Source organism: Pectobacterium brasiliense (assembly GCF_016950255.1).
Classification (GTDB): Bacteria; Pseudomonadota; Gammaproteobacteria; order Enterobacterales; family Enterobacteriaceae; genus Pectobacterium; species Pectobacterium brasiliense.
On the sequence record NZ_JACGFN010000001.1, the window covers coordinates 3,108,051 to 3,123,369 of the forward strand.

Annotated in this window: 14 protein-coding genes; 12 read left to right on the forward strand and 2 right to left on the reverse strand. The window is 53.1% G+C overall.

Annotation, left to right across the window (positions count from 1 at the left end; translation table 11 throughout):
• Positions 1 to 227: 227 nt before the first annotated feature.
• Positions 228 to 1,241, reverse strand: a complete 1,014-nt coding sequence (locus H4F65_RS13820) for a LacI family DNA-binding transcriptional regulator (RefSeq protein WP_010281204.1) — start codon at positions 1,239 to 1,241, stop codon at positions 228 to 230.
• Between the two features lie 211 nt (positions 1,242 to 1,452).
• Between H4F65_RS13820 and H4F65_RS13825 the strand changes: the two genes are divergently transcribed.
• From H4F65_RS13825 to yidA, 5 genes are all read left to right on the forward strand, one after another.
• Complete coding sequence (locus H4F65_RS13825; protein WP_039317538.1) at positions 1,453 to 1,758, forward strand: PTS sugar transporter subunit IIB; 306 nt, start codon at positions 1,453 to 1,455, stop codon at positions 1,756 to 1,758.
• A 16-nt stretch (positions 1,759 to 1,774) separates the two neighbouring features.
• Positions 1,775 to 3,088, forward strand: a complete 1,314-nt coding sequence (locus H4F65_RS13830; RefSeq protein WP_010281200.1) for a PTS cellobiose transporter subunit IIC — start codon at positions 1,775 to 1,777, stop codon at positions 3,086 to 3,088.
• Positions 3,078 to 3,422: a PTS lactose/cellobiose transporter subunit IIA gene (locus tag H4F65_RS13835; protein WP_010281197.1), complete on the forward strand. Its 345-nt coding sequence runs from the start codon at positions 3,078 to 3,080 to the stop codon at positions 3,420 to 3,422. Before H4F65_RS13830 ends, H4F65_RS13835 begins: the two co-directional genes overlap by 11 nt.
• Before the next feature lie 30 nt (positions 3,423 to 3,452).
• On the forward strand, positions 3,453 to 4,895 hold the full coding sequence (locus H4F65_RS13840) for a 6-phospho-beta-glucosidase (RefSeq protein ID WP_010281193.1): 1,443 nt from the start codon (positions 3,453 to 3,455) through the stop codon (positions 4,893 to 4,895).
• 155 nt (positions 4,896 to 5,050) lie between these two features.
• Complete coding sequence (gene yidA / locus H4F65_RS13845; protein ID WP_010281188.1) at positions 5,051 to 5,866, forward strand: sugar-phosphatase; 816 nt, start codon at positions 5,051 to 5,053, stop codon at positions 5,864 to 5,866.
• A gap of 144 nt (positions 5,867 to 6,010) precedes the next feature.
• On the opposite strand, the gene H4F65_RS13850 is transcribed toward yidA, so the two are convergent.
• Positions 6,011 to 6,907: a LysR family transcriptional regulator gene (locus tag H4F65_RS13850; protein WP_010281186.1), complete on the reverse strand. Its 897-nt coding sequence runs from the start codon at positions 6,905 to 6,907 to the stop codon at positions 6,011 to 6,013.
• A 142-nt stretch (positions 6,908 to 7,049) separates the two neighbouring features.
• Between H4F65_RS13850 and H4F65_RS13855 the strand changes: the two genes are divergently transcribed.
• The 7 genes from H4F65_RS13855 (at position 7,050) to H4F65_RS13885 (ending at position 15,305) form a co-directional block, all read left to right on the forward strand.
• Entirely contained in the window at positions 7,050 to 8,600 is a 1,551-nt protein-coding gene (locus tag H4F65_RS13855; protein WP_010281184.1) for an ABC transporter substrate-binding protein, read from the forward strand.
• A 69-nt stretch (positions 8,601 to 8,669) separates the two neighbouring features.
• A complete protein-coding gene (locus tag H4F65_RS13860) occupies positions 8,670 to 9,554 on the forward strand; it encodes a dihydrodipicolinate synthase family protein (protein WP_010281181.1) in 885 nt (294 codons plus the stop codon).
• Between the two features lie 103 nt (positions 9,555 to 9,657).
• A complete protein-coding gene (locus H4F65_RS13865; protein ID WP_010281177.1) occupies positions 9,658 to 10,611 on the forward strand; it encodes a nucleoside hydrolase in 954 nt (317 codons plus the stop codon).
• A gap of 1 nt (position 10,612) precedes the next feature.
• On the forward strand, positions 10,613 to 11,584 hold the full coding sequence (locus H4F65_RS13870) for a nucleoside hydrolase (RefSeq protein ID WP_010281174.1): 972 nt from the start codon (positions 10,613 to 10,615) through the stop codon (positions 11,582 to 11,584).
• On the forward strand, positions 11,584 to 12,561 hold the full coding sequence (locus tag H4F65_RS13875; protein ID WP_010281173.1) for an ABC transporter permease: 978 nt from the start codon (positions 11,584 to 11,586) through the stop codon (positions 12,559 to 12,561). The genes H4F65_RS13870 and H4F65_RS13875 overlap by 1 nt, the downstream gene beginning before the upstream one ends.
• The gene (locus tag H4F65_RS13880) at positions 12,558 to 13,466 is read left to right on the forward strand and encodes an ABC transporter permease (protein WP_010281171.1); all 909 of its coding nucleotides are present in this window, start codon (positions 12,558 to 12,560) and stop codon (positions 13,464 to 13,466) included. Before H4F65_RS13875 ends, H4F65_RS13880 begins: the two co-directional genes overlap by 4 nt.
• Before the next feature lie 39 nt (positions 13,467 to 13,505).
• Positions 13,506 to 15,305, forward strand: coding sequence for an ABC transporter ATP-binding protein (locus tag H4F65_RS13885; protein ID WP_010281169.1), 1,800 nt, complete (start codon positions 13,506 to 13,508; stop codon positions 15,303 to 15,305).
• Positions 15,306 to 15,319: the final 14 nt, after the last annotated feature.

Below are 15,319 nucleotides of genomic sequence, written 5' to 3' on the forward strand. Positions count from 1 at the left end.
CCTTTTTTCATAAAAGAATCAATTGATTGTCTTCCTTTCTGTTTTTGGGTCATTCCCTTGCGCGGCTCGTCATTATTTGTGATGTAAGTCACAAATAAATTATCGGCGAGAAACAATATCTCTTTAGGCTATTCACGAAAATGTCACAAATCAGCGAAGGTATAAAATTGGTATCGCTGTGAACGGACAGAACAGTGAGGCATGGTGCCTCACCGCGTGAGCGAGGATTAGGCGGCAGGGCCTTTGCTGACGGAATCGCGGATAATCAATTCGCCCTTGAAGGCTGGCGTAGGCGCGATGGTTTCACCCTCCAGTCGGCACAGCAGTTTTTCAAGTGTATAGCTGATCATCTCGGCGACGGGCACATGCACGGTAGTGAGGGGCGGGTAGAACCATGATGCCATCGGTAAATCATCGAACCCCAGCAGCGAGACATCCTGCGGAATCGCGAGGCCGTGTTCGCGTAGCGCTTTGGCCGCGCCAATCGCCATGTCGTCATTACTGGCGACGAGTGCGCTGAAGGTGGCAGACCGCTGAAGCAAGGTTTGTGCCGCCGTATAGCCGCTGTCGTGGGTCCAGTCACCTGACGCAACCAGCCCGTCATTATAGGGAACCCCGTTTTCCTCCAGCGCCTGCCGATAGCCCGCCAGTCGGCTTGTACCCGTGGGGGAGTTCGCCGATCCGCAGACAAAGGCGATATCACGGTGGCCCTGTGCAATGAGGTAATTGACGGCATCATGGCAGTGCAGCTGGTGATTGGCGCAGATGCCATTATCGCCATGCTGATGCAGTGTGCGGTTCACGACCATGATCGGCTGATCGTGCTGTTCGATAATCTCTTCCAGTTCATTCGTAGAGAGAAAACGTGGATAGATAATGACGGCATCGCAGCGTAAATCGAGCAGGAACTGGATCGCTTCACGCTCTTCTTCCGCGCTGTGCTTGCCATCTGCCATGATGAGCTGCCGCCCGTATTTCTCCGTCATGGTTGCCGTTTGGAACAGCAATTCGCTGAAATAGGGGCCGCTGTATAGCGTGTTGGTCACAACCAAACCAATAATTTGCGATTTGCTCGTGGCGAGCTGGCGCGCCAGCAGGTTGGGCCGGTAGCCAATCTCTTCAATCGCCTGGAATACCCGATCCCGCGTGGTTTTACTGACGTAGTTATTCCCTGTCAGCACGCGTGATACGGTGGCTTTGGATACACCGGCTTTTTTCGCTACATCGAGCATGGTTACCATCGTACTTTCCCGTTCTCCTGTACTGCCTGATGTCGTCATTATAGGGAAAAACCTTCCTTTTTTATCACCAATAACAAGTGTAGGGATAAAAATATTCCCCGATTGCGCTATTTATGATCGCGTTCAAAAAATAGTAAAAACAATATGAAACCGGTTGCATATTATTTTGTGTCTTGCTTGAATAATAAAAAAACGGACGGTGAGGTGCAGTATGAATAAGATTTTACTCTGTTGCGCAGCAGGAATGTCTACCAGCATGCTGGTACAGCGAATGGAAAAGGTCGCCGAGAAAAATGCGATCGCTGTTGAGATAAAAGCCGTGGGTTTTGAAGAATTTAATGAGCTAATTGATGAATATGACTGCTGCCTTCTGGGGCCGCAGATTAAGTATAAACTTCCTGAATTCAAAGTGATAGCTGACGAGAAAGCGAAGCCGATTGCGGTCATTAATATGGTTGATTACGGCATGATGAATGGGGAAAAAGTCCTCAATGATGCCCTGGCGATGATCAATTAGTATAACGGGAGGAATAATGAGTAAATTAAGCGAGTCATTATTCAGCGTTATCGAAAACCGTATTAGCCCCATTGCGGCAAAACTCTCTAGCCAGCGCCATGTTGTAGCAATTAAAGATGGCTTCATTGCCTCTATGCCATTTTTAATTGTCGGCTCTTTTATGATGTTATTCGCTCATCCACCTTTTAGCCCGAATAGTGAATGGGCTTTTGCGCAGTGGTGGCTGGGGATGGTGGAACGCCACGGCGAACAAATCATGATGCCCTATAACATGACGATGGGCATTATGGCGGTGTATATCACCAGCGCCATCGCTTATAACCTGGCACAAAGCTATAAAATGAACGGTTTCATGGCTGCCAGTCTGGCGCTGATGTCGTTTATGGTCGTTGCGGCGCCACAAATCGACAAAAGCCTGCCGGTCGGGTCGCTGGGCGGCGAAGGGATTTTCACCGCGATTATCGTGGCGATCTATTCGACGGAGCTGATGCACTTTTTGCAGAAGCGCAATATTGGCATCCGCCTGCCGGAACAGGTGCCGCCGAAAATCCGCCAGTCTTTCGATCTGCTGATCCCGATTCTTGCCATCTTCCTGACGCTCTTCCCGCTTAGCCTGTTTATGCAGAGCCAGTTCGGCATGCTGTTACCGCAGGCAATCATGGCCGTCTTCGCGCAGATTATCTCGGCATCCGACTCGCTCCCCGCCATCCTGATTGCGGTGCTGCTCTGCCACCTGCTGTGGTTTGCCGGGATTCACGGGGCGGTTATCGTCGGCGGCATTTTGCAGGCGTTCTGGCTGACTAACTTAGGGATCAATCAGGAAGCATTTAACGCGGGCGCACCGATCACCAAAATTTTTATTGAACCCTTCTGGCAGTTCTTCATTACGGTGGGCGGCTCGGGAGCGACCATGGGGCTGGTCTTTCTCTACTTGCGTAGCCGTTCTGCTCACCTGCGATCCATCGGCAAACTGGCCGTGGTGCCGAGCATGTTCAACATCAACGAACCGGTGATTTTTGGTTCACCCGTTGTGATGAACCCGCTGCTGTTCATCCCATTTATTACCGCGCCGCTGGTGAACGCCACCCTTGCCTATATCGCATTAAAAACCGATTTGGTGCACCGCGTGATTTCTCTTGCGCCCTGGACAACGCCGGGCCCGATTGGCGCAGCCTGGTCTACGGGGTGGGACTGGCGTGCGGTGGTGCTGGTGGGGGTACTGATTGTCGTCTCGTCCTTAATCTATTACCCCTTCTTCAAAATGTATGAACGTCAGCTGGTCGCACAAGAAGTGGGGACAGCAGAGGAGGCCGTGAGTGATGCGCGATGAAACCATTCTTGATGAAACGACAGTAATGGAACTGATTATCTATGCGGGAGAGGCGCGTTCCAGCTCAATGGAAGCGCTGAGCGCCGCCAGAAAATACGACTGGGACAGGGCTGATGAACTGCTGAATACGGCTTCTGTGGCGGCGCGCAAAGCCCATCAAATCCAGACGGCCCTGATTGGTGCTGATGAGGGCAGCGGAAAAATCCCGGTCAATCTGATTCTGGTTCACGCGCAAGATCACCTGATGAACGCGATGCTATGCCGTGAGCTGGTGGAGGAACTGATTCAACTGCATCGGGAAATCTCCGCCCTGAAACAGCTTATAAATGAATAACGTGTAAACCTGAAATAAGAAGGAAACAAGATGTCTGCTCAACAATTACCGAAAGACTTTCTGTGGGGCGGCGCGGTAGCGGCGCATCAAGTTGAAGGTGGTTGGGATCAAGGCGGCAAAGGCGTCAGCATTTGTGATGTCCTGTCCGGCGGTGCTCACGGCGTTGACCGCGTGATTACCGATGGCGTACAGCCTGGTGTCAGTTATCCAAACCATCAGGCGGTGGAGTTCTACTCCCACTATAAGCAGGATATTGCCCTGTTCGCCGAAATGGGCTTCAAATGTTTCCGCACCTCGATTGCCTGGACGCGTATTTTCCCCAATGGCGATGAGCTGGAGCCGAATGAAGCAGGCCTGCAATTCTATGACGACCTGTTTGATGAGCTGCTGAAATACAACATTGAGCCAGTGATTACGCTGTCTCACTTTGAAATGCCGCATCATCTGGTTAAGCAATACGGCGGCTGGCTGAACCGTAAAGTGGTGGATTTCTTTGTTCGCTACAGCGAAGTGGTCATGAAGCGTTACCAGTCCAAAGTGAAATACTGGATGACCTTCAATGAGATCAACAACCAGCGTAACTGGCAGTATCCGCTGTTTGGCTACTGCTGTTCCGGCGTGATTTTTACCGATCACGACAAGCCAGAGCAGGCGATGTACCAAACGCTGCACCACCAGTTTGTCGCCAGTGCGAAAGTGGTGAAGCTGGGTCATGAGATTAACCCGAACTTCAAAATTGGCTGCATGTTGGCGCTGGTGCCGATCTACCCGTGGTCATGCCACCCGGATGACGTGATGTTTGCACAGGAAGCGATGCGTGAGCGTCACCTGTTCGGTGATGTGCAGCTGCGCGGTTACTACCCGTCTTACATCCTGAAAGAGTGGGCGCGCAAAGGCTATCATATTGATATGCAGCCGGAAGATGAACAGACGCTGCGCGAAGGTTGCACGGACTATCTGGGCTTCAGCTACTACATGAGCAGCGCGGTGCAGCTGGCGGCAAAAGGCCAGAAAAAAGAAGATGCGATTACGGGCTTTGACGGTGGCGTGAAAAACCCGCATGTGAAGGCATCTGAGTGGGGCTGGCAGATCGACCCGGTTGGCCTGCGCTATACGCTGAACAGCTTCTACGAGCGTTATCAGAAACCGATGTTTATCGTCGAAAACGGCTTTGGCGCGGTAGACAAGGTGGAAGCCGACGGCAGCATTAACGATGATTACCGCATCGAATACCTCAAGGCGCATATCGATCAGATGAAGAAGGCCGTCGTCGAAGACGGCGTGGAGCTGATGGGCTATACCCCGTGGGGCTGCATCGACTGCGTGTCGTTCACCACCGGCCAGTACAACAAACGCTACGGTTTCATCTACGTAGATAAACACGATGATGGCACCGGTACCTTCAAGCGCTCGAAGAAAAAGAGCTTTGACTGGTACAAGAAGGTGATCGCCAGCAACGGCGCCGAATTATAACGGCGATTGCAGGAAACGTTGGTCACAGAGCCGTGCTTAACCGCACGGCTTTTTACGTTGCGCGTCATACGACTGTCACCCTGCTGTATTTCACTAACGACTTCATCGCTGAATCGCGTTAGCATGAAAACAGATAACTTGATGCTGGAAAAACTATGTCTGTAAAACTGATCGCTATTGATATGGACGGGACGTTGCTGACGCCCCAAAATCAAATTTCACCTGCGGTAAAAGCCGCGATAGCCGCTGCCAGAGAGAAAGGCGTACAGGTGGTGCTGGCAACCGGTCGCCCTTACATCGGTGTCGAACGCTACCTGATGGAGCTGGATTTGCAGCAGGAAGGCTGTTACTGCATTACCAATAACGGTGCGCTGGTGCAGCGTACGGTCAATGGTGACTGTGTGGCGCAAACGGCGCTGAGCTTTGATGATTATCTCTATTTCGAAGCGCTGGCCTGCAAACTGGGCGTCCATTTCCACGCGTTGGACTTCAATTTCGTCTATACCGCCAATAAAGACATCAGCCCTTACACCATTCATGAATCTCACCTGACCGGGATGCCGTTGAAGTATCGCGCAGTTGAAGAAATGGATCGCAGCCTGACGTTCCCGAAAGTGATGATGATTGATGAGCCTGAGATCTTGGATCGCGCCATCAGTCAGCTGCCACCGGAAGCCTTTGAACGCTACACCATCATGAAGAGCGCCGAATACTATCTGGAAATTCTGGATAAGCGCGTCAACAAAGGTGAAGGCGTGAAGATGCTGGCGGAGCACCTCGGCATTCCACGCGAAAGCGTCATGACGCTGGGCGACCAGCAGAACGATCTGGCGATGATTCGCTATGCGGGCATCGGCGTCGCGATGGGTAATGCCATCGACGAAGTGAAAGAAGCCAGCCAGTTCGTCACCAAAACCAACATGGAAGACGGCGTCGCTTATGCGATCGAGAAATTTGTGCTGAATGCTTGATTAGAAATATATAACGCCGAATAGCCATCAACCGATGGCTATTATTTAAAAATAATAACTCCGCTATTTATTTTTTATAAATCTATTTCCCCGTCGTCATTATTCAATAAATACATTAATAAAAATAACGGCTTTGGCTGGAAATTATTTTAATTCCAGACTGCTCGCTATTTTTTCTTTCATAACCTGAGTGATGTGATTCACCACCTGGCTGCGGGGAATTTGCGGGGGATAAACCGCGCAATACGCCATTTTTATATCAGGATTGAAAGGCTTAACGATAACCGGCGAAGGGCTGTTCAGGGCGGTAATAAAATCCACCACGCCGATGCCGACGTTTCTTGAGGCCAGCACGCAGCAGTTAGCCATTGAGGTTTCGATGGGGTTATGCAGATAGATCTGCTCTTTTCTGGAGGAGATATCGAGCTGCGCCCGCAGCGGGGTGGTTCTTCCTGGCAGAATAGCGCGCGTACCGGCCAGGTCGGCAAGCGTAACTTCATCCGCTGTGGCAAGAGGGTGATCCACCGCTAACACCGCGACAGCACTGGCGTCCGCCAGTGGTTCGGCTTCCAGCCCTTTGATGCCCGGCTGACCAAAAATAAAGCCGACGTCATACTGATTTTCAGAAATGGCGCTCGTAATATGGCTGCTGCTTTCGATGTCTAAAAACAGGGAAAGATCGGGGTATTTCTTGAGTAAGGTAGGAAGAACCTGATCTGAACAAAGAAACGAGAGCGCTTGAACGGCGGCGATGCGCAGCACGCTGCCCTTGGCGTGGCGAATTTCATCCGCAATCATCCCGATGTGATCCAACCCCAGATAAAGACGCTCGACTTCGCGATACAGCTTCATCGCCTCTGCGCGTGGAATCAGGCCGCGCCCGTCCCTATCGAACAGCTTAAGATTCAGTGCGTCTTCAAAGTCTTTAATCAGTCGGCTGACCGCAGGCTGGGTGATGTACATCATGTTGGCGGCAGCGGTGATGCCTCCGGTGAGGATGACTTTATGAAAGGCTTCAACCTGGCGGGGATTGATACGCATGCTCGTCACCTTAAAACATAACATTTGGTTATCAATTTAACACAAAATGCAATTTTTCATTATCCAATCTAGCGCATAGACTCACAATCATAAGATTTAATACACTTCATCAGTACTCAATCATGGAATAGAGGATTAGTGAATGAAGAAATCGACTCTGGCGTTATTGTTTACCGTTTTATTTTCATCTTCACCTTTGGTTTATAGCGCGGACCTGAATATCGGTTTGGCTTCCTCCACCACATCAATGGATCCGCAGTTTTATGTGAGTGGGGCGAATAGCGCAATGGCGCGCAATATTTTTGACGGTTTGGTTGTACAGGATGAAAAACAGCAGATTGCACCTGCCCTGGCAACCAGTTGGAAAGTGATTGACGACAAGACGTGGGAGTTTGTATTGCGTCCTGGCGTTAAGTTCCACGACGGCAGTGATTTTACGGCTAAAGATGTGATTGCCAGCATTAAGCGTGTTGCGCTGGCATCGAAAAACAGCCCTAGCTCTTACGCACCTTACGTCAGCGACATTGCTGAAGTAATAGAAGTGAATCCATTAACGGTGCGGATTAAGACAAAAGAGGCTTCGCCGCTGCTGCTGAATAATTTAAGTCGGATTTCGATTTTACCGGCCCGACTTGAAAACGTCCCAACGGAAACGTTGAATTCAGGAAAAGATGTGATTGGTACAGGGCCATTCAAATTTGTTTCCTGGGTGCCGGATGACCGGGTAGTCCTTAGTCGTAATGACGATTACTGGGGAGGAAAAGCAGAGTGGGACAACGTTACTGTCCGTGTATTTAAAAACAGTAGTGCACGTGTAGCAGCAGTATTATCCGGTGATGTGGACATGATTGAAAACGTTCCAACAGCCGACAGCAGTAATATTGAAAAAAATCAGCAGTTAAAAACGATTTCAACACCAGGGAATCGTGTTATTTACCTTCACATGGACCAGCAGCGAGATGAATCACCGTTCGCCAAAGGTCCTGATGGTAAAAACCCATTACTAAAAAAAGAAGTACGCCAGGCGATGTCTTTAGCTATTAATCGCCAGGCAATCGTCGACCGTGTGATGGAGGGGCAGGCTGTTGTCGCCTCTCAGCTTGTACCGAAGGGGTACCCAGGCTATTCCGCTTCCATTCCTGCGCCGGTTTATAATCCGGAGAAAGCCAAACAGGAACTGGCGGCGGCGGGTTACCCCGACGGCTTCACGCTGACCTTCCACGCGTCGAACGATCGTTATCCTAATGATTCTAAAATTGCTCAGGCCATTGGCCAAATGTTCACACGTGCCGGTATCAAAACCGAGGTTGTTACGATGCCCGGCAGTGTGTACTTCTCACGTGCGTCTCGTCTCGAATTCAGTTTGATTATGGGCGGGGCCGCGATTGAAACCGGGGAAGCTTCTGGAGTGTTGGGGCCATTGTTAGAAACCTTTGGCCCCAATGCAGGACAGGGTAATCGTGGTCGCTATTCCAATCCTGTCTTTGATAAAGCGCTGAACGAAGCACGCGTCACGCTGGATGAAACCAAACGTGATGCGTTGCTGGCTGAGGCGATGAACGTTGGCATGAACGATCTGGGTGTCATTCCAGTGATGTTCCTGTCCAACACCTGGGCGATGAAAAAGCAGTATACCTACGTGGGCCGTTCCGATGCCTACACGCTGCCATACTTCGTCCGTTCTGCGAAATAGTCACCTGTCATTTATGATTCAAATAAGGGGTGAGTATTCACCCCTTATCTATCCAACAAGGAGAGCGGAGTGAATACATTTAGCGGTGTTTTTCCCTATCTGGTGTCACCCGTCAGGCCCGATGGTCAGGTAGATAAGCCTGTTCTGGCGCAGCTCACTGAGCATCTGATTCAATGCGGTGTACATGGCGTCGTGCCGTTAGGTAGCACCGGTGAATTTGCCTATCTCTCTGCGGCTCAGCGTTTGGATGTCGTTAAAACGGTGATCGAAACGACGGCGTGCCGTGTGCCGGTTATCGCCGGTGTTGCGTCGACAACCATTCAGGATGCCGTTGAGCAAACGAAACGCTACGTCGAACTGGGTGCGGATGGCATTTTGGCGGTACTTGAAGCCTATTTCCCCCTGAAAGACGAAGGCGTCGAACAGTATTTCCGCGCCATTGCCGAAGCCGCACAGGGCAAACCGGTGGTGCTTTATACCAATCCTCAGTTCCAGCGTTCCGATTTGAGTTTGCCCGTCATTGAACGCCTGAGCCATGTGAATAACATCCGCTATATCAAAGACGCCTCGACCAATACCGGGCGCTTGCTTTCCATCATCGAACGTACCCGTGGCCGAATGGATGTCTTCTCCGCGTCCGCCCATATTCCCGCCTGCGTCATGCTGATTGGCGGCGTGGGGTGGATGGCTGGCCCGGCGTGTATCGTTCCCAAACAGAGTATTGCTTTGTATGAAGCCGCCCGCGCGGGTGACTGGAACAAAGCAATGGAGCTTCAGCGTCCGCTGTGGCGCATCAATGAAATCTTTGCCCGTTATTCCATTGCCGGCTGTATTAAAGCGGCGCTGCAATTGCAGGGATTTGCGGTAGGCGATCCGTTGCCGCCTCAGTTGCCGCTGGATGAAAAGGCGCGTAAGGAGATCGCGGATGTTTTAGCATCCGTCGATTCCCTCTAACGCAAAATACATTTTGTTATTTTTCACGCTGTAGAGGTGTGGGGTTTTCTGCACCTTGATGTTCGGCAGTACCTATTAAAAAGAGAAAAGGAATCATCGAAGGATGAGCGCTTTACCTATTATTATTGATTGTGATCCGGGGATAGATGACGCGATTGCGTTATTAAGTGCATTTGTGGCACCAGAGTTGGATATTCGCGGTATCTGCACGGTGTGCGGTAACCAGCCGCTGGACAAGACGGTGCATAACGCGCTGCAAATTGTTGAACTGGGTCAGCGTACGGATATTCCCGTTTTTGCCGGCTGCCATCGGCCACTGTTGCGCGACCCTATTCATGGCCAGTTTCACGGCGAAAGCGGACTCGGTCAGACGGTGCTGCCTGCGCCGCAAAAACAGGCCGACGCGAAACATGCGGTGAATTTTATCATTGAGCAGTGTCGTCAGGCGATCGCTGACGGCACGCCGATCACGCTCTGTACGTTAGGGCCGTTAACCAACGTGGCGATGGCGCTGCGTATGGCACCCGAGATTGCCGACGGTATTGCACGCATCGTGATGATGGGCGGCGCGTACCGCGAAGCGGGCAACCGCAGCCTGACGTCTGAATTCAATATGCTCGCCGATCCACAGGCGGCGAAGATAGTGTTTGATTCATCGATTGCCATCGTCGCGCTACCGCTGGATGTCACGCATCAGGTGATTTTAACGCCGGAATTGGTGGCGCGTTTCATTGCGTTATCTGGACGCATCTCCGCGCCGTTGGGTGAAATGATGGCGTTTTGGGACCGCAATGATATCCGTCGCTATGGCTCACGCGGCGGCCCGCTACACGATCCGCTGGTCATCGCCTGGGTGCTGGCACCGCACTGCTTCACGACGGAAAAAGCCAGCGTTTACATTGAGCAGGAAAGCGAGCTGTGCATGGGGCAGACCGTTGCCGACTGGTACGGAAAAACCGATCGTCAGCCGAATGTCGATGTGGTGACGGGGGTGGATGCTAAACAGGTTGTCGAGCTGTTTGCTGACCTATTGAGCCGCTACAGAGAGGGTGTCTGACATGGTTCGAGAACGTATTATTATTGATACCGATCCCGGCGTTGACGATGCGATAGCCATCTGGCTGGCATTGGCGTCGCCCGAATTAGACGTACTCGGGATTACCGTGGTGGCAGGTAATGTACCGCTTGCTGCGACATTGCCGAACGCCTGCAACGTGGTGGGTGTAACGGGCAGAACCGATGTGCCGATTTTTGCGGGTGCTTCGCGCCCGCTCATCCGCGATCAGGTTTTCGGTAAATACGCCCATATCGGCAAGTTTTCCTCTGACTGGGTGCCAGAAAGCACGCTGTCGCCGGAAGAGGAACACGCCGTTGATTTTCTGGTGCGAATGACGCGTCAGGCGGCGGCCGATAATAACCCGATCACCATTTGTTCACTTGGCCCGCTGACGAATCTGGCGTTGGCGCTGTGCTTCCATCCTGATGTCGCTCGCGGCATCAAACAGATTGTGTCCATGAGCTGTGCCTTTACCGCGATGGGGAATCGCGTACCGTGGGCGGATTTTAACGTTTATGCCGATCCGCATGCGGCGGAGATCGTTTTTTCTTCCGGCGTACCCATCGTCATTATGCCGTTGGATGTGACCTTTCAGGCACTGATTCAGACTGAACAGGTTGATGCCATCGCACGTAGCGGCGGTGCGCCAGGTAAGGCGATGGCGGCATTGTTACGCATGTTTGACCGTAGCGAAGTCGAGCGTTTTGGCCGTGAAGGTGGACCGATTCATGATGCGACCGTCATTGCGTGGCTGTTGAAGCCTGAGCTATTTAAGTCAAAACACGTTCGCGTCGGGGTAGAAGTTTCCGGCAAAACCATGGGTTACGTGTTTGCCGATTTTTATAACAAGCTGGGTGAGCCAGCGAATGCGCTGGTCATGCGGGAAATCGATGAACAAGGGTTCATCGGACTGATTGCCGATCGCCTGTGCCGCTATGATGTTGAAGCACTAAACGGTTCTGAGGAGCGCTAATGATCGCCTACCTGCTGAGCCGAATCGGACAAACGCTGCTGACGCTGGCTGTGATGTCGGTGCTGGTGTTTGTGGGTGTTTACATGGTCGGTAATCCGGTCGATATGCTGTTGAGTGCGACGGCCACGCCGGCGGAACGGCTGGCGGTGATTCAGTCCTTTGGTCTGGATAAGCCCGTCTGGGAACAGTACGGGCTGTTTGTCTGGAACGCCTTGCAGGGCGACATGGGCAACTCGTTTATCTTTAACCAACCAGCGCTGACGCTGATTTTTCAGCGCATGCCCGCCACGCTCGAACTGGCGATGGTGGCGTTCGTGATGGCGCTGGTTGTCGGTATTCCGCTGGGGATCTACGCTGGCCTGAAGCCGGACAGCGCGGTGTCCAAATCCATCATGACTTTCTCTATCCTCGGCTTTAGCCTGCCCACGTTCTGGATTGGGCTGGTGATGATCATGCTGTTCAGCGTGAAGCTGGGCTGGCTGCCGTCCTCTGGCCGGGGCGATACGCATGAGTTATTCGGTATTCCATTCAGTTTTCTGACCCGCGATGGTTTCGAACATCTGCTTTTGCCTGCATTTAACCTTGCGCTGTTTAAAATCTCGCTGGTTATCCGCCTGATGCGCGCGGGCGTGATGGAGTGTCTGCAACAGGATTATGTGCAATTTGCCCGTGCGAAAGGGCTGTCAGAGACCCGTATCGTGCTGGTTCATGTGCTGCGCAACACGCTGATTCCACTGATTACCGTGCTGGGGCTGGAGCTGGGGTCGCTGATCGCGTTCGCCGTCGTCACCGAAACCATTTATGCCTGGCCGGGCATGGGCAAGCTGATTATCGATTCGATCGCCGTGCTCGATCGTCCAGTCATCCTGGCTTATCTGATGATTACTGTCGTGATGTTCAGCGTGATTAACCTGCTGGTCGATTTGCTGTATGTGCTGGTCGATCCGCGTGTGCGGCTGGGAGGAGACAAGGGATGACGGGAAATACGATACACCAGCCCGCGGCCGTGCAAAAAACCGCTCATCCGGTGATGCGCGTGGTGATGGCGCTGATTAACGATAGGCTGGCGCTGTGCGGGCTGATCATGCTGGCAATTTTTGTGCTGCTGGCGCTGTTTGCCCCGCTGCTGTCGCCGCAGAATCCTTACGATCTGATGCAACTCGACATCATGGATGGCCGACTCGCGCCGGGTGCGCAGAGCATGGCGGGCATGACGTATTGGCTGGGGACGGACGATCAAGGGCGCGACCTGTTCAGCGCCATTCTGTACGGCACCCGCATCAGCCTGATAGTGGGTTTCTCCAGTGCGGTGCTTGCGCTGCTGATTGGCGCCTCGCTGGGGCTGATTAGCGCCTACGTCGGTGGAAAAACAGATGCCACGATCATGCGCATCGTGGATATCCAACTCAGCTTCCCGCCGATCCTGATTGCGCTGATCCTGCTGGCGGTGCTGGGGCAAGGCGTCGACAAGATCATCATGGCGCTGGTGGTGACCCAGTGGGCTTACTATGCGCGCACGATTCGCGGGTCGGCGCTGGTGGAGCGTCGCCGCAGCTACGTGGATGCGGCGCGCAGCATGGCGCTATCCAACCGCCGCATCCTGTTTCGCCATATTTTACCGAACTGTCTGGCACCGCTGATCGTAGTGGCGACGATGCGTATCGCCTACGCCATCATGCTGGAAGCCACGCTCTCGTTTTTGGGGATCGGGCTGCCAGTGACGGAACCGTCGCTGGGGCTGCTGATCTCAAACGGTTTTGAATACCTGATGTCGGGCGATTACTGGATCAGCTTCTTTCCGGGGCTGACGCTGCTGCTGCTAATTGTGGCGATCAATCTGGTCGGGGATGCGCTGCGCGACATCCTCAATCCGCGGAATTAATCTGTGGGAACGCCCATAGGAATAAGGGGTAACGCACACATGACAGCGCCGATTATGTCCGTTTCGCATTTGACCACTGCCTTTCAGGTGAACGGCGAGTGGATGAACGTGGTGCGGGATTTGTCCTTCACGATTGGCGAGAAAGAGACGGTCGCCGTGGTGGGGGAATCCGGTTCAGGAAAAAGCGTGATGGCGAAATCCATCATGCGCTTGCTGCCACCCGGCCAAAGCCGGGTTGAGGGTCAGATTCATTTCGACGATACCGAGCTGCTGTCGCTACCTAATAAAGCGATGCAGGACGTGCGTGGGAACCGCATCGGCATGATTTTTCAGGAGCCGATGACCAGCCTGAATCCGGTCTTGCCGATTGGCTACCAGATTACGGAAGTGCTGCGACGCCATCGCGGTATGGGCAAAGCCGAAGCGCGTGCCGAAGCGGTGCGCCTGCTGGAAAAAGTCCGTATTCCGGCGGCTAAATCACGGCTGAACGAATATCCGCAGAGCTTCTCCGGTGGGATGCGCCAGCGCGTGGTAATTGCGATTGCGCTGGCTTGCCACCCGAAGCTGCTGATTGCCGATGAGCCGACGACGGCGCTGGACGTCACGATTCAGGCACAAATTCTGACGCTGATAAAAACCCTTCAGGAAGAAGAAGGGATGTCGGTGCTGTTTATTACCCATGACATGGGCGTGGTGGCGGAAGTATCCGACCGCACGCTGGTGATGTATCAGGGTGAAATGGTGGAAAACGCCGTCACGCGGGAGATCTTCCATCATCCGCAGCAGCCCTATACCCGCATGCTGCTGTCCGCAGTGCCCAAATTAGGTTCGATGTCTGGTAGCGCATGGCCGCAGCGCTTTCCGCTGGTCGATCTCAAAACGGGAGAGCGTCAGCCGGTGCCGGAGGCGGTGAATACCGTGTCGGGCGAGGAGCCAGTGCTGACGGTAAAAAATCTGGTTACTCGATTTGATATCCGATCAGGTTTTTTCCGTCGGCTGTCCGGGCGCGTTCACGCGGTGGAAAATGTCTCGTTCGATCTCTGGCCGGGCGAAACGCTCGCGCTGGTCGGGGAATCAGGCTGCGGTAAATCGACCACGGGTCGGTCGATTATTCGTCTCAACGAGGCCGTCAGCGGTGACATTCAACTGCTGGGAAAAAATATCCTGACGGCGGATAAGCGTGAGCTGACGGATTCGCGGCGGCAGATTCAGATGGTATTTCAGGATCCGTATGAAAGCCTGAATCCGCGCATGCGGATAGGGGAAGCCATTGCCGAGCCGATGCTGTTGCACGGTCTGGCGACCCGACAGAATGTAAATGCGCGGGTAAGCGAACTACTGGAACAGGTGGGATTATCCGGCGATATGGCTTCGCGTTTCCCGCACCAGTTCTCCGGCGGGCAGCGGCAGCGCGTTTGTATTGCGCGTGCGCTGGCGCTGGAGCCAAAAGTGATTATTGCTGATGAATCGGTGTCGGCGCTGGATGTGTCCGTCAAGGCGCAGGTCATCAACCTGATGCTGGATCTCCAGCAGAAGCTGGGGCTGTCATTCCTGTTTATCTCGCATGATATGGCGGTGGTCGAACGAATCAGCCACCGCGTAGCGGTGATGTATCTCGGTGAAATCGTGGAGATCGGGCCACGTTCGGCGATCTTCGACAATCCGCAGCATGACTACACCCGACGTCTGATTTCCGCGGTGCCCGTGCCGGATCCGGATACCCGTCCGGTGCGTAATATCACTAATGATGAACTGCGCAGTCCGGTACGCGCCCCTGATTTCCACCCTCCCGCACGTCGCTATAAGCAAGTTGGAGAGGGGCATTTCGTTCTGGAGTGAACGAATCGCGTTTA